The 24,611-nt window shown below is 40.5% G+C and carries 16 protein-coding genes; 10 read left to right on the forward strand and 6 right to left on the reverse strand.

Features of this window, described 5'->3' with window-relative positions; all coding sequences use genetic code 11:
• Nucleotides 1-65: 65 nt before the first annotated feature.
• From J8M01_RS10240 to J8M01_RS10250, 3 genes are read right to left on the reverse strand one after another with little or no spacing between them, the layout of a single operon-like run.
• Nucleotides 66-2,039 (reverse strand): pre-peptidase C-terminal domain-containing protein, encoded by a 1,974-nt coding sequence (locus J8M01_RS10240; RefSeq protein ID WP_211057902.1) that lies wholly within the window; start codon nt 2,037-2,039, stop codon nt 66-68.
• Nucleotides 2,036-2,719, reverse strand: coding sequence for a DUF1566 domain-containing protein (locus J8M01_RS10245; protein ID WP_211057903.1), 684 nt, complete (start codon nt 2,717-2,719; stop codon nt 2,036-2,038). The genes J8M01_RS10240 and J8M01_RS10245 overlap by 4 nt, the downstream gene beginning before the upstream one ends.
• On the reverse strand, nt 2,716-4,107 hold the full coding sequence (locus J8M01_RS10250) for an ethylbenzene dehydrogenase-related protein (protein WP_348772740.1): 1,392 nt from the start codon (nt 4,105-4,107) through the stop codon (nt 2,716-2,718). Before J8M01_RS10250 ends, J8M01_RS10245 begins: the two co-directional genes overlap by 4 nt.
• A 291-nt stretch (nt 4,108-4,398) precedes the next feature.
• Between J8M01_RS10250 and J8M01_RS10255 the strand changes: the two genes are divergently transcribed.
• From J8M01_RS10255 to ihfA, 6 genes are all read left to right on the forward strand, one after another.
• Nucleotides 4,399-5,583, forward strand: a complete 1,185-nt coding sequence (locus J8M01_RS10255; protein WP_192508515.1) for a GGDEF domain-containing protein — start codon at nt 4,399-4,401, stop codon at nt 5,581-5,583.
• Between the two features lie 65 nt (nt 5,584-5,648).
• On the forward strand, nt 5,649-6,710 hold the full coding sequence (locus J8M01_RS10260; RefSeq protein ID WP_211057904.1) for a DUF2066 domain-containing protein: 1,062 nt from the start codon (nt 5,649-5,651) through the stop codon (nt 6,708-6,710).
• Nucleotides 6,707-7,417 carry a DnaA regulatory inactivator Hda gene (gene hda / locus J8M01_RS10265; RefSeq protein ID WP_211057949.1) on the forward strand — a complete coding sequence of 237 codons (711 nt, stop codon included), beginning with the start codon at nt 6,707-6,709 and terminating at the stop codon, nt 7,415-7,417. Before J8M01_RS10260 ends, hda begins: the two co-directional genes overlap by 4 nt.
• Nucleotides 7,418-7,617: 200 nt before the next feature.
• A complete protein-coding gene (gene pheS / locus J8M01_RS10270) occupies nt 7,618-8,598 on the forward strand; it encodes a phenylalanine--tRNA ligase subunit alpha (RefSeq protein ID WP_210996167.1) in 981 nt (326 codons plus the stop codon).
• A gap of 13 nt (nt 8,599-8,611) precedes the next feature.
• Nucleotides 8,612-10,999: a phenylalanine--tRNA ligase subunit beta gene (gene pheT, locus J8M01_RS10275; protein WP_211057905.1), complete on the forward strand. Its 2,388-nt coding sequence runs from the start codon at nt 8,612-8,614 to the stop codon at nt 10,997-10,999.
• A 2-nt stretch (nt 11,000-11,001) separates the two neighbouring features.
• Complete coding sequence (ihfA, locus tag J8M01_RS10280) at nt 11,002-11,301, forward strand: integration host factor subunit alpha (RefSeq protein WP_010362644.1); 300 nt, start codon at nt 11,002-11,004, stop codon at nt 11,299-11,301.
• Between the two features lie 900 nt (nt 11,302-12,201).
• Here the strand turns inward: ihfA and J8M01_RS10285 are convergent.
• Nucleotides 12,202-13,638, reverse strand: a complete 1,437-nt coding sequence (locus tag J8M01_RS10285; protein ID WP_211057906.1) for a serine hydrolase domain-containing protein — start codon at nt 13,636-13,638, stop codon at nt 12,202-12,204.
• A 160-nt stretch (nt 13,639-13,798) separates the two neighbouring features.
• Here J8M01_RS10285 and J8M01_RS10290 point away from each other — a divergent pair, with 160 nt between their 5' ends.
• Nucleotides 13,799-15,850: a winged helix-turn-helix domain-containing protein gene (locus tag J8M01_RS10290; protein WP_211057907.1), complete on the forward strand. Its 2,052-nt coding sequence runs from the start codon at nt 13,799-13,801 to the stop codon at nt 15,848-15,850.
• A gap of 131 nt (nt 15,851-15,981) precedes the next feature.
• On the opposite strand, the gene ftnA is transcribed toward J8M01_RS10290, so the two are convergent.
• A complete protein-coding gene (gene ftnA / locus J8M01_RS10295) occupies nt 15,982-16,509 on the reverse strand; it encodes a non-heme ferritin (RefSeq protein WP_192506953.1) in 528 nt (175 codons plus the stop codon).
• Between the two features lie 697 nt (nt 16,510-17,206).
• On the opposite strand from ftnA, the gene J8M01_RS10300 reads away from it, so the two are divergent.
• The gene (locus J8M01_RS10300) at nt 17,207-18,865 is read left to right on the forward strand and encodes an EAL domain-containing protein (protein WP_247671087.1); all 1,659 of its coding nucleotides are present in this window, start codon (nt 17,207-17,209) and stop codon (nt 18,863-18,865) included.
• Nucleotides 18,866-19,040: 175 nt separating this feature from the next.
• Complete coding sequence (locus tag J8M01_RS10305; RefSeq protein WP_210996162.1) at nt 19,041-19,463, forward strand: GNAT family N-acetyltransferase; 423 nt, start codon at nt 19,041-19,043, stop codon at nt 19,461-19,463.
• Nucleotides 19,464-19,539: 76 nt separating this feature from the next.
• Here the strand turns inward: J8M01_RS10305 and J8M01_RS10310 are convergent, their stop codons facing one another.
• Nucleotides 19,540-21,159, reverse strand: coding sequence for an alpha-glucosidase (locus J8M01_RS10310; protein WP_211057908.1), 1,620 nt, complete (start codon nt 21,157-21,159; stop codon nt 19,540-19,542).
• 658 nt (nt 21,160-21,817) lie between these two features.
• Between J8M01_RS10310 and J8M01_RS10315 the strand changes: the two genes are divergently transcribed.
• Entirely contained in the window at nt 21,818-24,610 is a 2,793-nt protein-coding gene (locus tag J8M01_RS10315) for a TonB-dependent receptor (RefSeq protein WP_211057909.1), read from the forward strand.
• Nucleotide 24,611: the final 1 nt, after the last annotated feature.

Consider the following 24,611-nt stretch of genomic DNA (forward strand, 5'->3'; position numbering starts at 1 on the left):
CCTTATCATCTTATCGTAGCTATTGTATGTGTAAATTGCGTGATAACAAGGGGCAGTTGAGGCGTTTAGTAGTTTGCAGCCACATTCACACCACTAAACGTGCTGTAAGCACGAAGTGCTATGTGCCATTCGCCGGCTTGTGGGTTAGATAATACACAGCTTTCAGTATTACCCTCTTTGTAGGGTCTGCAGTCATAACTTGACGTTGTGGGGTTACTGCCAAAACGAACATAGAGATCGGCATCTCCACTGCCCGCTGCGGAATCTACCGTAAGTGTAGTTACACCAGTAGGTAGAGTAAGGGTTTTATATATCCACTGACCTTTATCAGCTCCAAGGTTAGGCCATTGCTGTGAACCACCATTATCTGGCGGAGTAGTACTTGAGTCATAGCTAGCAACCAATGTCACATTTGCATAAGGTGCATAGCCTGACAACATAACATAATACTTACCTGCTTGAATGCTTGAAATTTCGCATGTTTCATTGTTGCCCGATTTGTATGGTCGACAATCATAGCTTGTAGAGGTGGGTTTGTTGGCAAACTTAACATACATATCAGCATCACCTGTCCCGCCTGATGTTTTGAACGAAAGTGTTTTTACCCCAGTTGGAACATCTAATACATAGTATGCTTGTCCGCCTTTGTTACCGTTTAGACCATTTAAAGGGGTATTATTCGTTAGTGGTGTCTCTGCTGTTGGAGGATCTACAGGATCTGTCATATTATCAATGATACTTAAACCGGAAGCGCTTTGCTTGAGCACTAAATCTTCTCCTAACCCGCTTGCATACCACCAATTGATGTTTGCAGGGAGTGCGAGAGGATCGGCATCACGCTGTGCTTTGCTCAACGTACTGGCTGTACTGTCAAACTGTGCCGTTCTCACGGTTAAGTTGCTACTGGTCACACTCATGACTTTGAATTGTTGAATACTAGCAAGGTCAATAGTCCAAGACTTAGGGTCGTTGGCAGAACGTGCAGGGGCTCCCCAGCTACCCTCACCAACATAAATAGTGCCGCCCGTAGTGGTTTTAACAAAGTTATTGCCAGAAGGTTTTAGTGCTTGGGTAATTTTGTTGATATGTGTATCAGACTCGACAACCAAGTTCATTTTTTTATCATAAAAATTTTGCGCCCACCAAGTGTGCAATATGGTGTTGTCAGATTTACCAGAATAATGCGGATACATTGGCTTATGATATTGAGCGACTCGCCATTTCGCGCTACTTCCTCGTGCGGTTAAATCTTGTGTTAGCCAATTATTCATGGCCGTTGCATAGCTTGACCAACCACTGTTTTTGTACTGACTGTTCAGGGTGTATACGCGCAGTAATTGACTAACATTAAATGCGCCATAGGTATCTGAGCTCGTGCAACTACCATCTTGGTTAAAGTCAATGCCAAATACCTGACAAAGTGTTTTATAATTGTCGTCTTCATGGTTTCCGTGTGTTGCGACAAAAGGGTAGATACGTTTGTAACTAATGCCGTCAATTTGGTCGGTTGAAAAAGTCAGCTGCCAATCTTTTAAGTATTCTTTCATCTCAGATGACGAGTTTGCATTGGTGTAATCACCTCCATGCATAATAAACAAAGGCCTTATTTTGGCAATGAGTTCATTTCCTTTGCGTCGGTTCGTCCAACCTGTTCTGGTGTCGCCACCGGCAACAACAGTAAAGCCACTACTGGTAGTTGGGGCCGTTTTAAACCATAAACGTTCACCACACCCTTCACTGTCGCATACACGATAATAAACGTTACTATTTTCAGGTAGCCCCGTGAGGGTGACAAACTGACTTTGTAAACTACTTGCAAATGTATGCGATGCTAAAACTGACTTATTCTGCCAAGTTTGTTCATTGGTTGAGAGCCCATATTTTACATAATGGTTACTCCCACTTGTGGGTGAGAAACCAATGGTTGCTTGCTGGCTGGGGTTGGCATCCCATACGAGACGATGATATTGGCTACCTGCATGCACCGAACTGCTGGCAAGTGTTAGTCCTATCATTAGGGCCAAAATAGATCTGTTCATTTATTTATTTCCTTTGGGGTTGTAATTAACGTTTCGCGACCGCTTACCTGCGAGGTAGGTAAATCTGTAACTGAGCTTACGAGCATGACAAATGCAGCATTACGATACGGTAAAGTCATGCTCGTCCCAGTGTGAAAGTTGACTGATTTAGCGCCTTCTTTAAATTGATTAAAATGTTTAGATAGCTTGTTAGTTTGCTCTGAACTCCAATAATCACCATGCTGGATATGCAAAAAGAAATCGTGTGCAATATGTGTATTACCGGGACGGCTTGGAGGCTCTACTAGGCTTGCTAATTCTTCACTACTGGGTAATCGCCAGGTTTGTACACCACATAATCCGTTTTCATTGGTATGGCGAAGTAAATCAGCAGTATCACAGCGATTTGACTCAAAGTAGCAATCGCCGAAATTCGCCACGCCTTTCTGGTTTTGATACCAGGAATAGGTCCAGTATCCATCGTGAATAGATTCGTTGTCGGTTTTTATCTCCCATAGTAATTGTTTTTCTTTGTCATACACACATGCCCAAGGACCTTGCCATGGCTTTAATGGTTTGCCTTCGGCTGATATTTTTATATAGCGCGGGTGCATATGGCTTTTTTGGGTAGGTAATGCAATTAAACAGTAGCCAACAATCACGCTTAGCAGTAAAAAGGATATTAAGAGTCGGTTTTTCATAATATATACTTCAATGAAATGGCTAAGTTATGACGCGTGTGTGCAATTTGACTATGATCAAACGCTGAGACCCACATACAGGTACCATGTTCGAGGGCAACATCATGCTCTGAGGGGGTCATATTTTTTCGCACGAGTTCCAGTGTCCACTGGCCATTCTTCCATTGACCACGAGCGCGGACATCAGCTCTATCTCCTTCAAAGCGGTTTGAGCGGTAGAGAACGGAGGGGAGGCGAGTACCTATAGGGTAGTGATCATCATCCTTCTTGTATGGCTTAGACCCAAACCATGGTATAATATCGCCTTCGTATAGGGCGTCTTTTGGTAGCCTTTTGGGTATGACCCCATTGGGACTGTACCAAAGCCAGTTCATTACATAAGCACCACTTTCTTTGCCATCAGGCAAATACCCAGCACTGTAGCGTCTTTGTCCAGATAGCACTTTAGTGGGGGGACCAATAAAATTGTCATCAGCCAAAATCATGTCATTTGTGCGTACTGCTTTCCAATGCCATAAGTCACGTACTTTGTTATCGACACTGGCATGATAACCCTTACCGTGCCAATTACTGGGTTTGTCATGAAAGGGGGTTTTTCCTAAATGGGCAGTACCATCTGCGCCGCTATTACAGGTTTTAGACAGCATCACGGCAAATTTGTCTTCATAATGACTTTGTTCATCAAATTTATAGAAGCCATTTTCGACAACTTTCCAACCCGTGCTGACTTTTTCAATTGGTAAATGTGAAAGGCTATGTGTTGGGTCTGCCCACGTAAATAAGAAGAACGTTTCGTGTTTATTGCTGAGGGCTTTAATGGTCACGGTTGTTTGCCCATCGACAAAGTTTGCACCACCAATGGTATGGACATTGATACTTTGTGCTTCTTGCCATATAGGTTCATCGGCAAGCCCATCAATTTCCATCAAAACATTGGCACCAATTGGGACTACATTAAGACTGATGTATGTATTTTGTGCCATGTGATATGTACCAATAGAGGCTAAAATCAGCCCAATAGAAAGAAACCAAGGCAGTTGCTTTAGAGGGATGAAGAACACTCTTTTGATGAGCTTTTTACCAAGTTGTAAGAAGTATATCCAGCTATGAAGTAATAAATAACAACCAATTAAGAATGAGGATATCAGGTGAAGTGTCTGTGTTTGAAATTGGGTTATATTGAAATAGACACTCCAACCCGTGATGACACAGCCAAGTACAGAAAAATAACCAAATCGGTTAACCCAAGTATGGTAGTACGTGTACTTGTTTGGCGTAATGTCGTTGTTTTTATAAAAAACATAAGAAATAGCGGTCAAAGTGATTATACAAGCACTTAACATATGCCAAAAATGAACATGGCCACTAGGTAGAATTGGCGCAAGCACTAACAATTCAGAGTGGCTGATGGTAGCTATCCTTAACCCACTGAATAAACTTGTAAAAATTGCTATTACTATTATGGTGTGTAAAAAAATAAAAAAGGGCCGCGGCAAGGTCTAGTCACTCTGTTTGAAATTTAATTATTAATATTTACATTGTATTTACCTTGTGTGAAATATTTATTGGTTATAATTCTATTGGTTAGAGAAATATCAACTAAATTGGTTATGGATCTGTAATTTATTTTGGCTAATATTAACAATAGTTACACCATATATGTATCAAACAGGGAAATGATGGCAAAACAAATATTAGATAGTGAAAATGTAATTGATAGCATGGCTGATATCGTGGCATGTTTGAATACCAGTGATTCGATTCAGCGGTTCCTGCTTGATATTCATTGTATTTTGCAGAAGATTACCTATGCAGATAATTTCTATGTAGTGCTGTTTAAACAAGATGGCTTGTTAAGCTTCCCATATTTTCATGATGTCAAAGATGACATACGCGCGGAAGATCTTGAGAACTTAGATGTTGCCGAAATTGCAAAATCATTGACTGCTTATGCGTTAACTAAAAAAGAAGTGTGTAATTTTAGCTACAATGATATTGAACAGCTAATTAGCCAAGGCACGCTTGAAGTGCTAGGTTCATTACCAATGCAATGGCTTTGTTTTCCTTTGCAGAACCGAGATGCGTTCTTAGGCGCGTTCATTATTCAATCATATCGACGAGAGAATGAATATTCAGGTGTTATTGTTGAACTACTTTACACAATTAGTCATGTGATCTCTTCAGCGCTTGATGCGTTTAATAATCAACAAGCTTTATTAGAAGCTAATCATACGTTGCAGAATTATCAAGGTGAGTTAGAACATAGAGTTGAGGAACGAACCAAAGAATTACAAAATAGCTTGGAAGAGCTTAAAAAGGAGGTAACGAAGCGCGAAGAGCTACAGCAACAACTGGAATACGATTCGTTACATGATAGTTTGACTGGGTTAGCAAATCGGAAATATTTGTTTAGCGAACTGAATCGATTGGCCGCAAAATCTTCACGTTTATCAGTAGAGGTGTACGTACTTTATTTAGATTTAGATGATTTTAAACCAATTAATGATCAATATGGTCATAAAAGTGGGGATCTTGTGCTGTTAGCGGTGGCAAAGCGTTTACTAGAAGAGCTGCGCGGCTACGATATTGTCTCTCGCCTAGGTGGTGATGAATTTGTCGTGGTAATAACAGAACCACTAGAAAAGCAGGTACTCTTTCAAGTATGTGAACGATTATTAAAGAGTATTCAAGTCCCAGTAACATTGGAAAGTAGCACTAGCGTGATATGTGGTTGCAGTATCGGCATTGCTGGCAATCATGCGCGTGCATTTAACGCTGAAGAGTTGTTACACGCTGCTGATGAAGCATTATATGTGGCTAAAAAGAAAGGCAAGAATCAAATTCATTTCCAAGAGTATGAATAGGTCTTTGTACTTTTTCACCGTTTGCTTTAGGATCGCAGTATGTAGAAGACTTTGTCGTTAGTGCTATGTTAATCAGAGCTTTATTATTTGTATGCTTATTTATTTCGGCCCCTATATTGGCCATTGAGGTCACTGACCTTTATCAAAGTACTTTGGCTGTGTCTGATAAAACCCGTGCGACACGTGTTAAGGCGAGCCAACAGGCCTTAATGAACGTGATTAAAAAATTGACGGGTCGCTATGAAACTGTAGATCACCCGTCAATCACACGTGCAAAACGTTCAATCTCTGATTACATGTTGAAATATGAGTATTTAAATCTAGATGACGATGATGATGAGCTGAAAATTCGCATTAAATTTGAAGCAAATAAGGTTGAAGATCTGGTACGCACAGCACAGTTGCCGTTTTGGGGGAATCGACGCCCTATGATAGCAATTTGGTTAGCAATTGAAGACGATTTACAACGTGATTTTGTGACCCAAGAGCGTTATCCACAGCTTGGACGTTTAATTTATGATACTGCGGCTGAGTGGGGAGTGCCAGTTGTGGTTCCGTTATTAGATTTACAAGATAGAGCCAGTGTTGGCATAGCTGAAGTTTGGGGGAATTTTTCAGAACCCGTTGAGCAAGCTTCTATCCGATATAATGCTGAACGGGTGATCACCGCACGTATGTTCAAGCAGCCTCATAGTAGTCGTTGGCAGTTAGAGTGGCGATATACTGATGCCGAGCTGTTTGAGTCAAATCAACTGGTGGGTGATAAACAACAAGTGCTCATACAAATGATCAATGATTTGTCTTCTGTATTAGTTGCCAATTACGTGATTGACCCAGCGGTGTCTTATGCGACAACTAGCACCATTTTTACAATCGATAAACTCGAGAGCTTCACGCATATTGAAAGAGCAAAGCGTCAATTGAAGAGTATCAGTACAGTGGCGGATGTTGATATTATTTACCGCTCGAAAGATAAAGTTAAGTTTGAAGTTGAACATACTTCAAGCCTCGAAGATTTAATCAAAGCAATAAAATTAGAGCAGGCATTTTCGGTGTATATAGATCCACGAGCGTTTTATCAAGTGGCTGATGCCGAAAATTTAAAATACAGCTGGGTTGGACCATAATGGGAACTGAACCATTGCAAATGGCGTTGCCTGTTACCTTACCAGATGATGAAACCTTTGCCTCATATTTTGGCGGAGAAGCCTCACTTGAAGTGACTCACTTAAAAACAACGCTCGCGACGCTTAAAAACAGTTTTCATTTTACTTATTTGTGCGGCCTTGCTGATTCGGGGAAATCGCACTTGCTTTATGCAACCTGTATTCATGCTCAAGAACTCGGACTGTCAACTATTCTGCTCAGTTTAAGAGAAGTCATTGATTTTGGTCCTGCGGTTTTAGATTCACTAGAAAGTTTAGATGTGGTGTGTATTGATGATGTGCATCTAGTTGCCGGAATTGAAAGTTGGGAAAAAGCACTTTTTAACTTTTATAATCGGTTTAATGAGCCAGGAAAAAGCCTAGTTGTGACTGCGGATTTACCGCCGAGTATGTTGAATATCTCACTCCCTGATTTAGAGTCTCGCTTAGCGTGGGGAACCACCTTTCAAATACGTTCAATGAGTGATGATGATAAAGCTGAAGCACTAGTGAAACGTGCGAATATGCGGGGACTAGAGTTGACTGATGAGTGTGCTCGTTTTTTATTGACACGCTTAAGCAGAGATATGCGCGCATTACTCGACGTGTTAGATAAATTAGATCACGCTTCCATGGCAGCACAACGAAAGTTAACTATTCCGTTTATAAAAACCACTTTACGACTGTGAGTGTTATTTAGCCACTGTGATTATCAATAATTATAAATGCGCTTGAATTTGTTTGAAAAGCCCCACTTTTTGATAAAATTTCAAAATAATCTGACTGAAAGACAAACAGAGCCCTGTTAGGGCTAGAATCTGACCTATGCTTTCAGTTATCATACTTAGTCAACACACAGCAAGTTACCTCAATAAAGATCAGGTATAGAATGAACTTAGAGAATATTTTAGCGCAAGCGCTTGAAGCCGTCGCTGGCGCAAGTGAAATAGCGCACCTTGAGGACGTCCGAGTAAATTATCTTGGAAAGAAAGGTGAGATCACAGGACTATTAAAAACACTAGGTACTTTGGCGCCTGAAGAGCGTAAAGAAGCTGGTGCAGTGATCAACCAAGCGAAGACTCAAGTACAAAACGCGATCAATGAAAAGCGTGAGTTATTAACGCAACAAGCGTTAGAAAAAAAACTCGCGGCTGAAACCATTGATGTTACTTTGCCTGGGCGTGTTATGCCTGTAGGTGGTGTACATCCGGTGACTCGCACGATAGAGCGAATTCAATCATTCTTCGGTGAACTAGGCTTTGAAGTAAAGTCAGGTCCTGAAATCGAAGATGATTTTCATAACTTTGATGCGTTAAATATTCCTGAGCATCATCCTGCTCGTGCTGATCATGATACATTTTATTTTAATCCGAAATTGGTATTACGTACGCAAACCAGTGGTGTGCAAATACGTACAATGGAAGCAGAGCAACCGCCGCTACGTATTATCTCACCAGGTCGAGTATATCGAAACGATTACGACCAAACTCACACACCGATGTTTCATCAAGTAGAAGGCTTGATGGTCGATACAGATGTGAGCTTTACTGAATTGAAAGGGATTCTGCACGACTTTTTACGTAACTTCTTTGAAGAAGATATGGAAATACGTTTTCGACCTTCTTACTTTCCATTTACTGAGCCTTCGGCCGAGGTAGATGTGATGGGTAAAAATGGCAAATGGCTAGAAGTACTAGGTTGCGGCATGGTACATCCAAATGTATTGCGTTCTGTTGGTATTGATCCAGAGAAATATACGGGGTTTGCATTTGGTATGGGTGTTGAGCGCCTAACGATGCTGCGTTATGGCGTAAATGACCTACGTGCATTCTTTGAAAACGATTTAAAATTCCTAAACCAATTCAGATAAGAGCGAAGTAAATATGAAATTTAGTGAAAAGTGGTTACGTGAATGGGTTAATCCAGCCATTGAAACTGAGGCTCTATCTGAACAGCTGTCTATGGCTGGTTTAGAGGTTGATGGTTTAGAAGCGGTTGCTGGTGATTTCTCTGGGGTTGTAATTGGTGAAGTAGTCGAATGTGGTCAACACCCTGACGCAGATAAATTACGTGTAACAAAGATCAATGTTGGCAAAGAGGAACTGCTTGATATCGTGTGTGGTGCAGCAAACTGCCGTACGGGTATTAAAGTCGCTGTTGCACAAGTAGGCGCTGTATTGCCAGGTGATTTTAAAATTAAAAAAGCCAAGCTACGTGGTCAACCTTCACACGGCATGTTGTGTGCGTTTGAAGAGCTCGGCATGGCTGAAAGTTCTGACGGTATTTTAGAGCTGCCCGGTGATGCTCCGATTGGTCAATGTATTCGTGAATACTTCGCGTTAGATGATGTGACCATTGATGTTGACTTGACAGCAAACCGCAGTGATTGTTTAGGCATTAAAGGCCTTGCACGTGAAGTAGGTGTTTTGAACTCTTTAGATGTGACTGAAGTAGAGATCACACCTGTCCAGCCAACTATCGATGACAAAATTGATATTGAACTTGTAAACAGTGCATCATGCCCGCGTTATTTAGGTCGTGTTATTAAAGGTATTAACCTTGATGCGACAACGCCACTTTGGATGGTTGAGAATTTGCGTCGTTCAGGTGTGCGTTCAATTGATCCTGTTGTGGATGTAACTAACTACGTTTTACTAGAGCTTGGTCACCCAATGCATGCGTTTGACTTAAGTGCGATTGACGGCGGTATTAAAGTACGTAATGCCAATGAAAATGAAGAGCTTGTTTTATTAGATGGTAATACTGCTAAGTTACACCCCTCAACGCTACTTATTTCAGATGACAATAAAGCACTTGCCATGGCGGGTATTTTCGGTGGTGAAGCGTCGGGCGTTAAAGAGGGAACTCAAGATATCTTACTTGAAAGTGCTTTCTTCGCACCGCTGGCGATTGCCGGACAAGCGCGTAAATATGGCTTGCACACCGATGCATCTCACCGCTATGAGCGTGGCGTTGATTATACATTACAACATGATGCAATGGAGCGCGCTACGGCACTGCTACTAGAGATTGTTGGAGGGCAAGCAGGCCCTGTGGTTGAAGCTGTATCAGAAGTTGATTTGCCGGCGGTTAAATCAGTGACGTTGCGCCGTGCGCGTCTAGACCGCGTGATTGGTTACCACATTGAAGACGCTAAAGTCACAGACATTCTAACGCGTCTAGGCCTTGACGTAACAGTGAGCGACGATACATGGCAAGCAGTTGTCCCTAGCTACCGTTTTGATATTCGTATCGAAGAAGATTTAATTGAAGAAGTGGCTCGCGTATTTGGTTATAACAATATTCCAAATGTGGCGCCCACTGCTGCATTGAAAATGACGACGCATGTTGAAGCTAATTTGCCAGTTGCGCGTTTTCGCAATGAATTAGTGGCACGTGGCTTCCAAGAAGCAATTACGTACAGTTTTGTGGACCCTAAAGTTCAGCAGTTACTGCATCCAAGCGCAGATGCATTAGTGTTGCCTCATCCAATTTCTGTTGAAATGTCGGCAATGCGTGTAAGCCTTATGCCAGGTTTAATTAATGCTGTTGTTTATAATCAAAATCGTCAGCAATCACGCATTCGCTTGTTTGAGCATGGCTTAAAGTTTATTAAAGATGAGTCTGCTGAAAATGGTGTTGCGCAAGTTGCAGTTTTAGGGGGGGTTGTTTTTGGTAATACACACAACGAGCACTGGTCAGTTGACTCTCGCCCTGCTGATTTCTTTGATGTAAAAGGAGATGTTGAAGCATTACTTGCACTGACAAATGATACAGCGCGTTTTAGCTTTAAAGCTGAGGCAAGTGAGGGGTTACACCCAGGACAGTCAGCTGCAATTTATGTTGATGATGTAAAAGTTGGCTTTATTGGCGCAGTTCATCCACAATTACAAAAGTCGCTAGGCTTAAATAGCACGGCGTATGTATTTGAAGTGGAAGTAGCCGCTTTGGAGACAAGAAAGCTGCCTGAAGCTGTTATTGTGTCTAAATTTCCATCAAATCGCAGAGATATTGCTATTTTAGTTGCAGATGACGTAAAAATAGGCGATATTTTAAAAAGCATCGAGAAAGTTGGCGGAAATCAATTAGTTGACCTAAACTTATTCGATGTGTATAAGGGCAAAGGTATTGAGCCAGATTTTAAGAGTTTGGCGATTGCTCTTACATTACAAGCGGTTGATAGAACGCTCGAAGAGAAAGATATCAATCAAGTTGTAGACAACGTGGTGGCCGAGTTGGCCAAACAATTTAATGCAACGTTGAGGGACTAGATATGGCGCTTACTAAAGCCGACATAGCTGAACACCTATTTGAGAAATTGGGGATAAATAAAAAGGATGCCAAAGACTTAGTTGAAGCGTTTTTTGAAGAAATCCGCTCAGCGCTCGAAAAAGGAGAGCAGGTTAAGCTCTCTGGATTTGGTAACTTTGATCTTCGTGACAAAAAAGAGAGACCTGGCAGAAACCCGAAAACGGGTGAAGACATTCCTATCTCTGCGCGTCGCGTTGTTACTTTCCGCCCTGGACAAAAACTGAAGACGCGAGTCGAAGTCGGAACCAGCAAAGAAAGCTAACAGATCGCACGGAGCGATTGTAGAACTTGAAGACCTTGAGTATGTTTCATATTCAAGGTCTTTTGCATTTTAAATTAGAGTGAACGTAAGAAGAGAGCGATTAAATTGGCAAGGTACAGAACAATTATTTCTTTATTTTAAAGGTTTATAGTCATTTAAACGAATGTGTGTAGACCGGTCAGCCATTAATAGTTATTACTATAAATTCCGGCCAGAATTATCCTCAAGACTCAGTGACAGGTATTCCTGATACGTAAGCGCAAGTCGATAAGACTAGGCTAAGTTTAAAACTTAAATTTACTTATTTAATTTATAAGCCAAGTGTAGCCGTCATGTATTTTTTACTATTGTTGATAACAAAGGGAACTGATAAACAAGACCAGCACTATATTAATATTCTACAGGAACTCAATGCAATTGACTAAATGGAAGTCATTTAGGCTTTTATGGACACCATGATTTATTTTACATTTATATATTTATGTGAATATTTCTTTTTTTGTTGAATTACCGGATGCAATACAGTTCATACGAAGCTTTATTACTACAACGCTCTTAACAGGATATCTTTTTTATTCATTAGGAATTCGTTGCTTTACGCGCTTTTTTTGGCAGGTGCTATTTATTATTGCAAGCATTGATGAGCTCCTAGGGTGGTATGAGAGTAGTGAATTTGACTTGTTCAATTTTGGGGTAATTACCACTTTTTATATTGTAGCTGCCCTCTACGCATTTCAGAATAAAAAAATTTGGGGAGAGCATCATAAGAATGGAACCTAATTTACGACTCAAAAGATGAATAAATTAAGTGTGTACCTTAGTTGTTATTTATAATTTGAGCATATTGGTAATATCAAAAGAGTGAGCCAAATAGCAGCTCACTCTTTCAAAACTAATACGTTAAAGTCGCTCTATCAGTTTATTTGCTTTTGCAACCACAGGTCTCGCAGATGCTTGATAATTTCCCAATACAACCAAAATATATCCCTTGTCTTGGTATATATTGAGCTGGGCTGTCATACCCAGATGTGCACCGTTATGACCGACAATGGTGTTACCTTCGTTATTACTTATTGAAAACCCATAGCCCCAGTTAGGTGCATTTAGAGCTGGCTTTGCGGTTACTGCAGCGAGAGTAAGATCTTTACTTAATAGCTTATTTTGTTGTAATGCCAATGCGAATTTATGCAAATCTCTCACAGTCGAATACCCCCCACCTGCAGGATCACCCTTAACAGATTGGAACATCAAGTTTTCAGTAATTGCGCCAGTCTCAACAGAGAACCAGTAATTGCGTGCCGTGTTTTTAATGGGGACGTCTAGATCAAAACTACCGCTGTTCAGCATATTGGCTTTGTGATAAATATTGTCGTTGATGTAGTCGAAGTAGCGTTGGCCTGAAACCGCTTCGATGACATAACCCAGCAGTACCATACCAGTACTACTATATTGCCACTGGCTAGCAGGCTCGAAAGTCGTATCTATAGATTTTAGTAAAGGCCGAATATGTTGGAGAGTACGTACTTTTGTTTGTATTTCTTCAAAACCAGTCATACCTGAAATGCCTGATGTATGTGTGAGTAAGTGACGAATTTTTATTTTTTTAAAGTCACCTTTTCCCAGCAGATCTTTGTTTACAAATTTTGTGAGTGGGTCATCAAGAGATAAACGGTTTTGCTCTACTAATTGTAAAATAGCAACGCTGGTGAACATTTTGTTCATTGAGCCAATTTGAAACTTGGTATCTAGGTGGTTTTTCACATCATAGCGATGAGAAGCAAGACCATGTGCGGCAGTAAATAGCACATGCTCACCTTTTGCAAGTAGTATGGTACCGGAGAAAATCCCATTGTTTGCCAATTTTTTACTATATGTTGTTAATTTCGAGACGACTTGAGCTTCATTTAAAGGCGTTGAGTTTGGCGCTGTTTGTGGGTTTTCTCGAATGTACCATCCAGTGATTGCACGGGCTTGAGCATGGTTAAAATTGATAACCATTTCATATTGCATATCGGTATTCATGGAGTATAACTGTCCAACATAGCGAATTTGGTTGTCGCTGTTGTTAAGTTTGGATGAAATGACGTCCAAATGGCCATGAAACATCGCTTGGTTTATCGAATACCCTGTGAATCGGTCTTTGCCAGCTCCGTCCCAGCGTGATAATGCATCGGGCGAAAAGTTGTTAACCACAAATGCGTCGAGTTGCTTCATATCTTGACTATTTAAAATAGTTAAAAATTTGCTGGCAAGTTTCATGTGGTCTAATTTTTCCTGCGCTGTCACAGAGAAGTGAAAACATGTGGTAAAAAATAACCATGGTAAAAAATATCGCATTACTTTGTATTCCTTTTCATATTTGTTGATTTAATATGACTAATTAGCCTGTTAGGTATTTGTTACCTCAAATCAAAATACAAAGGCGATGAATGAGTTAATAAGTTTGTATTAAGAAAGCGTTAAGAGATAAATAACTAAAAATAACAAAGAGATGGTGATGGGCTTACAAGCAATAAAACCGTGTGAACGTTTGTATATCAATGAGTGTTTGATAGATCCAAACACAGGCGAAGTGATGGTTAACGGGCATTCATATATATTAGAGCCAAAAGTCATGGCATTGCTACTGATATTGGCTGAAAGGCCACACTATGTCTTTTCGGCTGAATACCTGTTTGAACGAGTTTGGCCTCGTTCGGTTTATAGCCCTAATTCAGTGAGACGCAACATAGCCTTATTAAGGCAAGCGCTGTCTGATAATGATAAAAGTGTAATTAAAACACATCCTAAGCGCGGTTATAGCCTAGCGGCTGATGTTAAGAAAGAACAACCAGTACAAAAACAGGTAAAGAATAAACAAGCAGGTGCCAACGTGGCAATTTTAACTGCTGCTGGGCTTTGTTGTGTGTGTTTATGTGTGTGGTTGTATGACAGTGTAATGTCAAAACCAACAATTCAGTTGTCAAATTTGTCCCCAGTTACAGCAAGCGACGAAAGTGAACGTTACATGCAGGTAGGCGCTGAGGGTCGATTTATGGCTTATATCCAAAATGGCCAAAGCAGCGCACAGCGACGATTGTTAATGAAAGACCTGATTACGAAGCAAAGCTGGCAATTGAGTGAAGAAATGCACGAGTATACTTACCTTGCTTGGGATACTAACAACCACGCCGTGGTTTATTCTTATAATTCACCACAAGGGGTTACATTTGGCCGCGTGTTACTTAATAGTCAGACGAAGCCAGTCAGTAATGAAGTTTTGTTTACTCGCAGAGATATTCGTTGGAATAGCTTGTTTCATATTGATAATAAGCAAAACTTATATTATTTAGCCAATTTTAATGCTTCTGAACATAGCCGTAATGTAAGTTTATATCAGCACAATTTGATATCAGGAAAGATTATTGAATTATTAGCACCGCGTGACGACTTTAAGCCTTACAAACTGGCACTATCTCCTGATCACCAGCGGCTAGCACTGATTGGTTTTGACGAACAATCTATATCAGAAGTACAGTTATACAAGATAAAAACGCATCAGACATCAGAGCTTACTAAAATTGACCACAATTGGCATTTTATGACTTGGTTGGCTGATCAAGACGTGTTGCTGCTGAGTAACGGGAGCCAGGTAAAATTATTGACTCTCACGGGTAAGGTCAGTGATCTTAATTTTAAAAGCTATAATTTTTTGATTTATCCTCAGGGGGTTAAAAATAAACTGTATTTTATTGAAGGCCAGTCAGATCAAGATATTTTAACAAGTCAACTCGACGTATTATTGACACCAAAAAAAATAATTGATTCGAATACTGTCGATAAAGGGGCAGCTTTTTCACCGAGTGAACAATATATGGCGTATGTTTCAATGAAAAGTGGTGTTCCCCAATTATTCGTCCAAGATATTGCGAGCGGCAGAGAACGGTTAGTATTTGAAAATAATGACAAGGCATTGTCGTTAGCTTCACCGGTATGGGACCATGACAGCAAGCGCTTCGCAAGTGCCGTAAACAACATGCCATTTATTGTGCATTTACAAGAAAGCACATTCACAATTGAATTTATTCCAGATGTGATAGGCTTGCCTAAAGCATGGGTGAGACTGTCAAATGCTTTATTATTTATAGATAAGAAAACCCACTCCGATAGAATCGTTAAAGTAGATTTGGACACACAGCAAAATACGGTGGTGATCGGGTCGGTGTTACCAAGTAACGTATTTTTAGATAATCAAGATCGCATCTTGAGTGCAGCGGGAGGTCGCATCACTGTATTCGGGTCTGATCATACCTTGTTGACTGCACCGAGTGCGATTACACAAATATATCCAACACCAGCGGGTTTTTATTATCGCTACGACTACAACATGAAACCTGAAATTGGCTTTTATTCATTTGAGCGCGGAGAAATAGAGCTCAGCGACAAATTTCGGGCTTTCTGTCATGATTATTGTGAGCAAATCACAAGCTTTAGTAACAACTATATATTGCTGAGTAAAAAAGCGTGGGTATCAGATATTTTGTCGCTTGATATTACGACGAACATATAGAAAATCCATATATTGAGTGGGTAAATCGAAGCTACTTCGATATAAACTCAATAATACTGAGGTCCTCTAAAGGGCTGCTAATGCTTTTTTAAGGTAGCGATGACTTGCTACCTTAATTAGCCGATTTGGTATTACTGGGCGCCACTTTCCATGATCGACGTACTACCCGTTTTGGCGAGTTCAGCAAGATCTTTGTCGATCCAGAATAACGATTTGCCATCCTCACCAACCAACTCAAGTTTGTCTAAAATGCCTTTAAACAGTTTCTCTTCTTCATGCTGCTCTGCAACATACCACTGCAAAAAGTTAAATGTTGAATAATCATGAGTTGTAAAAGCGACGTGTGTTAACGCATTGATACGTTTTGTGATCAAACATTCATGTTCATAGGTGTTACGGAAAATGTCCCCTAGAGATTCGAAATGGTGAGGAGGGGCTTCAATGGCACCTAAAATAGGCAATGCACCCGTTTCACTTACATAGGTGAAAAGGCGATTCATGTGCTCCATTTCTTCAACTGCATGTTTTCTTAAAAACTCAGCCGCACCTTCAAAACCACGATCTTCACACCATGCACTCATTTGTAAATAAAGGTTTGAAGAATAAAATTCTAGGTTAATCTGTTCGTTTAACTTTTCTACCATTTCTGGGGCTAGCATATGGGAAACTCCTCAAAAAAATTATGCATGCATTGTTCTTTAATACGTATTCAAATACAAGCAGAACAGCGTGAAATTCGAAGAAAAATAACAATTTAAGTTACGAGAAGGGGGATTTATGCATTAAGCAAAAAACGTAATCACTCTCATTAAAACTCCTTTGCCATATTACGGCTTTAATTGATGGTAGAGGTACAATTTGAAGTGAAAATGCGAATGATTATTTCAGTTTAATGCCTTTGCAAAGGTATTTTTTGTCATTTGCGGTACGAGCACATTTTTTACACACATAATGACTAGGCGAAACAATATCGGTTAATTGAGTGAGCTTGCTTTCGATTTCTTTTCTTTTCCATTCACATAGCGTTTTACTCATACAGCCTACCAAAAACCATTAAATACAAATTAGCATTATTATCATCTCGTTATTAATGGGGTTTTTACCTTAAATATATAAAGAATACTAGTTATTTCTATGCTGGCTAATAGACATTTATGGTAAAGAAAGTCGCGTAAATAGCAGTTCGTTATAGGCGTGTTGAATGCTGAATTTATATTGGGACCTATGATCTGCTTTTTGAAGCTTAGCGGTGTTCAATAATACCTTGCAGCAGTGCAATAAAAGTTGTAAAGCCATCGATTTGATATTTTATCAGTCATAAAAATGACTTGTTTGTAACTTACACTGGTGGCGTTTTTGAGATACTTCAGTGGAGATGTGACAGATATGCCAAAAACGGGGGGCCGCTCATTTAATAAGTTAATGACGAATGTTGTTTATGCTTGGATAATGTGTAGTTGTGTTTTTGGGGTTATTGCATCGTTGCTTTATATTCAAAAACAGCACTCTTCGAAACAACATCTTCAGGATATCGTGCATAAAGTACAGTTTGAGCTGAACTCACAGATTCAAGCGGTAGACGAGTTTTTACTTGAAGCAGAAAAAATTGATACGACTTGCACACCTGACACGCTAAAAATACTACGACAACACGTATTTAAAAACCCAGCTGTCAGTGAAATTGGTATTGTAAATTCAGCAGGCCTATTAGCATGCAACTCATTTGGCGTTGTCGCACCAGCGATTCAAACGACTGAGCCTGTTAAAGCGCTAGGCCTGAGGTATCATGGCCCCATAATTAGTGATTACTTAGAAATGTCAGCGTTTGTGTTGGCAAGAACACGAAAAGATGGATACGAAGTCAATGTACTGATGCCCTCAACCTGGCTGAGAGGATCGCTCAATTTAGCACAGTATTCACAGTTTGATTTTGTCGCTTTAGTTGATGCTAAAACCGGTGTACCCATTATTTTACATGGGTTGTATAGCCTACCTTTAAATAAAAAACTATTTCCGCTAAATCATATGTATACGGGGTCAGAAAAGTTTGATGATGGTGCAGAAAAGTATTTCATGACAACGCCATTGTCTGCACTACCTGAATTAGCACTCATTGTGAGTAGTAATACCGTGCAGTTTGACGATTTAAATCCACAGTTATTGAGCATGTTTATTTTACTCTATGTGGCAATGTGGTTGTGTGTCTGCGTTTTGTTGAATTACTATGATAAACGACAACTGGGATTAAAGCAGCAGCTTAAGCGAGCTTTGCTAAAAAAGGAGTTGTTTAATGTTTACCAGCCTTTAATTGACGCTATGAGCGACCGAATTATTGGTGTTGAAGTATTGATCCGCTGGCAACATCCCGTTGAAGGAGAGCTAAGTCCTGCGTTATTTATTCCTGAAGCAGAGCGAAGTGGTGCGATTGTAGACATTTCCATCGCGCAAATTAAGCAGGCTATCATTGAGTTAAGGCCTATTTTAGCCGCGCAACCTGAGTTTAAAGTATCTTTTAATGTAAATGGACGTTTACTGACGGACTCGAGGTATTTAGAGGTGCTGCGACAAGCCTGTCGCGATATTAGTACTTTAACCATAGAGCTGACTGAAAGAGACGTTCTTTCACAAGAACGAGTAAAGAAAATACTTGAGATGATAAAAGGGTGGGGCGTTGAAATTGCGATTGACGACTTTGGCACCGGCTACAGTGGTTTACACTATCTACAGAGCTTTTCAATTGATTTACTTAAAATAGATCAGAGCTTTGTGGCTTCAATAGGGCTAGATAACTTGCAGTCACCAGTACTAAACGCCATGATTGACATGGCTGGTAATCTAAACAAAAAATTGATTGCCGAAGGGGTGGAAACCAATACACAAGCCCAATATCTCCTTGCTCATGGCGTTACGATTCATCAGGGGTGGCTTTATGCTAAGGCACAGAACATAGCGCGCCTTAGAGAGATAATGTTAAAGCAAACATTAGCATGGCAAACGCAGAGTAAAGCGGGCTAATTATGGGCTCTATTCATTCTTAACGCGAAGATGAAAAGAATAGACTGCTATTTTCATATCAAATTGGTTTTAAATTGATCATCGTCGCTCATGTAATACAACCAGTACTTAACAACTGTTTATCTATACAGTTTCATTGTGTATCCTACTTATTGAAAATAAGAGGGTTTATATAATGGCAATAATATTTGAAGAAAAAGTACCAGAGCCTGAAGAGTTCTGCGCTTTACGTGTGACAGCCGGGTTGTCAGCAAAATCATTAGAGGCTGCGACAATAGGATTACCTAACTCCTTATATGGCATATCAATTAGAGAAGATTCAGTCCTGATAGGGATGGGCCGAGTGGTAGGTGATGGTGCTTGTAACTTTGAGGTGGTGGATATCGCCGTCGACCCGAGATATCAAGGGCAAGGGTTAGGTCGAAAAGTCATGAGTTATATCGACGCATATTTATCATCGGTTGTATTGACCGGCTCTTATGTATCCATGATAGCAGATGAACCCACTTTTTATGAAAAATTAGGATATAGGTTGGTCTCTCCTGCAAGTCAGGGGATGACCAAGAAGTTTAGTTTGAAAGGTGTAGAAGTAGATTAAAGGCTTTATGCTGTAGTGTGATATAAATACAAGGTGCGGTAAGGCACCTTGTATTTAAATATGGTAGGAAAGTTGATTAAATATTTGCGAAAAAGCAGCCAAAACGAGGCTGTAAGAGTTCACCATTTCCATATTGACCTGTATTGTGAGGCAGTTCATCATGGATGTAAGGCGTGTTGAGCGTTAACTTAAGTGAATGGGTCGCATCACTTAAGTTAAATACACATAAAGTGCACTCCCCTTGATAATGACGATAAAACGCCACGATTGGCTCTGGGGTGTGTATAAACTCAATACTACCAAGCAATAGCGTCGGCATTGTTTTTCGCCATGCCATAAAATGACTAAACATGTGTAATGTTGAATTGGGCTGCGCTAATTGTTGCTCAACTGAGTATTTGCGATGTTCTGCTGCGATAGGCAGCCAAGGTGCTTGTGAACTAAATCCGGCAAACTCAGTTGTATCTTGCCAGGGCATCGGTGTGCGACATCCGTCACGGCCTTTGAAGTTAGGCCAAAAAGTAATGCCATAGGGGTCCTGTAAATCGGAAAAAGCCACATCAGCTTCGCCAAGTCCTAACTCCTCTCCTTGATAAACACAGACACTGCCTCGCAGAGATGCCAACAGCGCTGACAGCATAGCTGCTTGTTGAGGGTCAGTGTTATCACTGTGATGCCAGCGACTAGCAACACGTTCTACATCATGATTGCTAAATGCCCAACAGGGCCAACCTTGGGTCATTTCTTGTTCAAGCTTAGACACCGTCTCACGAATATATGCGGCACTATAATCATTTGTAAGCAGCTCAAAGCTATAGCCCATATGCAATTTATTACCATCTGAGGTGTACTCAGCCATGGTTTTGAGTGAATCTTCAGAGGAGATCTCTCCTAAACTAACAGCACCGGGGTAGCGGTCCAGTAGTTGACGGATCTCTTGCATGAATGCCAAGTTTTCAGGTTGTGTATTGTTGAAGTGATGATATTGAAATGCATAAGGGTTGTCTTCACTAAATCCCCGACCTTGGCGCAATTCTTTTGGTTTGGCAGGGTTATCTCTGAGCTGGGCATCATGATAACAAAAGTTAATGGCATCAAGTCGAAACCCATCAACCCCTTTTTTTAGCCAAAACTCAACATTGTCTAACACTGCTTGCCTAACGTCTGAGTTATGGAAGTTTAAGTCGGGTTGTTCGGTTAAAAAGTTGTGCAAGTAATACTGACAACGTCTTGGTTCCCATTGCCATGCCGAGCCGCCAAAAATAGATAACCAATTATTAGGGGCACTGCCATCTGCTTTTGCATCGGCCCATACGTACCAATCTGCTTTGCTGTTGAGATTATTTTCACGACTTTGTATAAACCACTCATGTTCATTTGAGGTATGGCTGAGTACTTGGTCAATAATAATTTTGATGTCGCGTTGATGTGCCTGAGCGATTAAAGTATCAAAATCATCTAGGCTACCGAACATCGGATCAATATCGCGATAGTCGCTAATGTCGTATCCAAAGTCTTTCATAGGAGACTTAAAAAAAGGGGATATCCAGATGGCATCAACGCCTAAGGATTTGACATAATCGAGTTTATTAATGATCCCTTGTAAATCACCAATGCCATCATTATTTGTATCTTGGAAACTACGAGGGTAAATCTGATAAATAACCGCGCCTTTCCACCATTCATTTTGAGCCATGCACTTTCTCCAAATTTGTGCTCGATACGACTTACTCAGGTTTTACTCATTAAAAGCAATGTGAGTGTTGTGCAATATTGGCTCAAAGCATACGTGATGCGCGAAAAGCTGTAAAAAGGTTGCATACGTATGCAGCAAAAATAACGAATTCTCTCAGGACGAAAAAGGCGCATACTGTGACGAGTGCCCACTTGTTAGGAAAGTTTACCAATTAGTTATCTAGATTATCCCCTTGTTTTATAGGTACTGATATGGCAGAGAAATAGAATGATATTTTGGTAATACCAATTAACAGTATCAATTAATATCAGTTGTTCGTGTTTGCTTTTAGGTGAAAAGTATGACGTTTTGTGTGGTTTAACGTTAAGTTTTTTGTAAAAGTGAGGAAAATAGCTGTGATAATATAGTAAGGCGTGCAATATGTATTATACCTATATAATACATTGGCTTAGCTGTGTTTTATGTGATGGAAATGTAAACATGTTACGGGGGCACTCCCTTTGAATACGTATGCATAAAGTTGTTTATGAAATTAAGAGAGCGCTACTATTCATCCTGACAACAAAAGAAGTTAGAGATAAGTCTGTTTGACAATAACCAAACATCTATCACGGCATATACTCTGGCAATAAAAATTGGGTAATTGGGATAAAACACTATGTCTATGTTCAAACCAAGTATGTTAACGCTGGCTCTTATTGGAGCGGGGGTTGTTTCTCATACAGCTTATGCAGCGCAAGAAAAGAAAATCGATTCAGATAAAAAAGTCGAAGTTATCGAAGTTAAAGGCTTTAGAGCGAGTGTAATTGAATCTATCAACACCAAACGCTTCTCTTCAGAAGTTGTTGAATCCATTTCAGCTGAAGACATAGGGAAATTACCAGATTCTTCTATTGCAGAGTCAATAGCACGATTACCAGGGTTAACAGCGCAGCGTCTTGATGGCCGTGCGAGTAAAGTAAGCATTCGCGGTTTTGGTGAGAATGAAAGTGCGACCACGTTTAATGGCCGTGAGCAAGTGTCAATTTCAGATAACCGTGGTGTTGAATTTGATTTGTATCCATCAGAGATCATGAGTGGCGTAACCGTATACAAAACGCCCAGTGCACGCTTAGAGGCTGAAGGAATAGCAGGCGTTATAGATATGCAAACGGTTAAGCCGTTAAGCGTTGATGAACGAGTTATACAGGTTAATGGTCAGTATGAGCAAACCAGTTTTGAAAAGCTAAACCCAGACGGTAACGATGATGGATTTAGAGGGACGGTATCCTACATAGACAAATTTGCAGACGATACGATTGGGGTGGCCGTTGCATTATCTACGATGACTTCGCCAAATCAGGAAAAACGTTGGAATGCATGGGGTTACCCTGAATTTGAAGGTACGGACGGTAAAAATTATTCTATTTTAGGCGGAGCAAAGCCTTTTGTTCGTTCATCGACCCTTGAACGTGATTCTGCCATGTTTGTACTTGAAGCGGCACCGAGCGATAAATTGTCGATGGTATTTGATGCGCTTTATGTTGACTACAAAGATGAAAAAATACTCAGAGGTATTGAGATCCCATTTGCATGGGGACAAGGCTCAATTCCTGCGTCAAGTGCTACTATTGATACCAATTCAGGCTTTGTTAATAGTGCCGTGACACAAGGTCAGCGAGTGGTTGTTCGTAACGATTATGAAGATCGAGACGCGGAACTGACTTCATTTGGCTTTAATGCAAAATACGACGTTAGTGAAACACTGTCATTTGAGTTTGATGCAAGCCACTCGAGTGTTGAACGTAAAGTTTGGAGCTTAGAAAGCTATTCAGGTACTGGACGAGGAGATGATAGAGGCGTTGCAGACAACCTAGGTTATACATTTTCAGGCAGCAATACTGGGGCGCAATTTTCACACCAGTTAGATTATGGTGATTATAACTTAATTCAAATAGGTGGCCCATTGTCATGGGGTTGGAGTTCAGCTCTGAACGAAAAATATGGTGTTGTAGGCACTGAATACGAAAACCAACTGCAAGATGGTTTTATTAATGCGCCAACGGTTGATGATGAATTGAATGCGTTGAAATTTGCCGCTAAGCAAGCGCTGGAAAATGATTATATCAATAGTGTAGAGTTTGGTATTTCACGTCGAGAGCGAGAGAAAACAAAAGTATCTGAAGGCTATTTTATGACTTCAGGAGAATTTTCTTACCCCAATAACCCTGGCATGATGTCTGTACCAGAGGAATATCGATTAGGTACTGCCAACTTAGACTTTATTGGTATGGGTAATATGATTGCGTATGACTCACGTCGTATGGTTGCTGATGGCAAATTTGATTTACTCGCAGAAAGCTTAACCAATCCGAGCCATGCAACGAAGTCTTGGTCTGTGGAGGAAGAAGTAACTGCTGCCTATATTCAAGCCAATATAGATGCCGAAGTTGCAGGGTTGCCTCTAACAGGAAACGCTGGCTTGCGCTATGTCAAGACAAAACAAACGGGGAAAGGTAATGCCTTTAACAGTGTCGATGGTAAGGTGGTGACGTCACCAACCATGGTTGAGCATGATTATTCTCATTTATTACCAAGCTTAAATTTGTCATTGGCACTTGATGAAACACAAACGATTCGCTTTGGTGTGGCAAAAACGATTTCTCGACCGCGTTTGGATGAAATGAACGCGTCGGTCAATGCCAAATATAACCAAAGACCCGATGAGAATGGAAACTATTGGGAAGTCAGTGGTGGTAACCCCACACTTGAGCCGAAAGAATCGGTGGGTTTGGATTTAACTTATGAGAACTACTTTAGTGCTGAAGGTTATTTCTCTGTTGCCGTATTCCAAAAAGATTTAAAGCAGTGGATATTTGACGGAACATACGAAATAGACATGACAGGGGTAGTAGATCCTATCTCAGGAGAGTTACCGCCAAACTCAACGGGCAGTGGTTCAGGTAAGGTCAATGGTGGTGGCGGAGATTTATGGGGCTATGAACTGGCCTTAACGTTACCATTTAACCTTTTCCATGACAGCCTTGAGGGTTTTGGTTTGATGGCAAGTCATACGAGTGTTAAGTCTGATATTGATGACCAAAATGGGAATGAATATGATCTGCCGGGTCTATCGGACCGCATACAAAGCTTCACACTTTACTATGAAAACCACGGTTTCCAAGCAAGAACAAGTATGCGTAAACGCAGTGATTTTAAAGGCGACGTATATGGACTAGGCTTTGATACTGTTCAAGTTGATATTTTAGGTGAAACGATTTGGGATGCGCAGTTAGGCTACGATTTTGCTGAAGGCGGATTCGACGAGTTGGCTGGGTTATCAGTTAGTATACAAGTACAGAATATTACTGAAGAACCATTTACAGCGCTCTCTGGTGACAATGCATTACAAGTACGTGACTACCAAGACTATGGCCGTACTTATTTAGTGGGCTTTAGCTACAAATTTTAAT

Origin of the sequence: Pseudoalteromonas sp. MMG005 (assembly GCF_018101015.1) — a bacterium.
In the GTDB taxonomy this organism is placed as follows: domain Bacteria; phylum Pseudomonadota; class Gammaproteobacteria; order Enterobacterales; family Alteromonadaceae; genus Pseudoalteromonas; species Pseudoalteromonas aurantia.

Excerpts from the sequence above, each read along its gene's own strand:
- J8M01_RS10245 (WP_211057903.1), bottom strand. The coding sequence starts at position 2,719 with ATGAAAAACCGACTCTTAATATCCTTTTTACTGCTAAGCGTGATTGTT.
- pheS (WP_210996167.1), top strand. The coding sequence starts at position 7,618 with ATGAACTTAGAGAATATTTTAGCGCAAGCGCTTGAAGCCGTCGCTGGC.
- ihfA (WP_010362644.1), top strand. The coding sequence starts at position 11,002 with ATGGCGCTTACTAAAGCCGACATAGCTGAACACCTATTTGAGAAATTG.
- ftnA (WP_192506953.1), bottom strand. The coding sequence starts at position 16,509 with ATGCTAGCCCCAGAAATGGTAGAAAAGTTAAACGAACAGATTAACCTA.
- J8M01_RS10315 (WP_211057909.1), top strand. The coding sequence starts at position 21,818 with ATGTCTATGTTCAAACCAAGTATGTTAACGCTGGCTCTTATTGGAGCG.
- J8M01_RS10290 (WP_211057907.1), top strand. The coding sequence starts at position 13,799 with ATGGGCTTACAAGCAATAAAACCGTGTGAACGTTTGTATATCAATGAG.
- pheT (WP_211057905.1), top strand. The coding sequence starts at position 8,612 with ATGAAATTTAGTGAAAAGTGGTTACGTGAATGGGTTAATCCAGCCATT.
- J8M01_RS10305 (WP_210996162.1), top strand. The coding sequence starts at position 19,041 with ATGGCAATAATATTTGAAGAAAAAGTACCAGAGCCTGAAGAGTTCTGC.
- J8M01_RS10240 (WP_211057902.1), bottom strand. The coding sequence starts at position 2,039 with ATGAACAGATCTATTTTGGCCCTAATGATAGGACTAACACTTGCCAGC.
- J8M01_RS10260 (WP_211057904.1), top strand. The coding sequence starts at position 5,649 with ATGTTAATCAGAGCTTTATTATTTGTATGCTTATTTATTTCGGCCCCT.
- J8M01_RS10285 (WP_211057906.1), bottom strand. The coding sequence starts at position 13,638 with ATGCGATATTTTTTACCATGGTTATTTTTTACCACATGTTTTCACTTC.
- J8M01_RS10310 (WP_211057908.1), bottom strand. The coding sequence starts at position 21,159 with ATGGCTCAAAATGAATGGTGGAAAGGCGCGGTTATTTATCAGATTTAC.
- J8M01_RS10255 (WP_192508515.1), top strand. The coding sequence starts at position 4,399 with ATGGCAAAACAAATATTAGATAGTGAAAATGTAATTGATAGCATGGCT.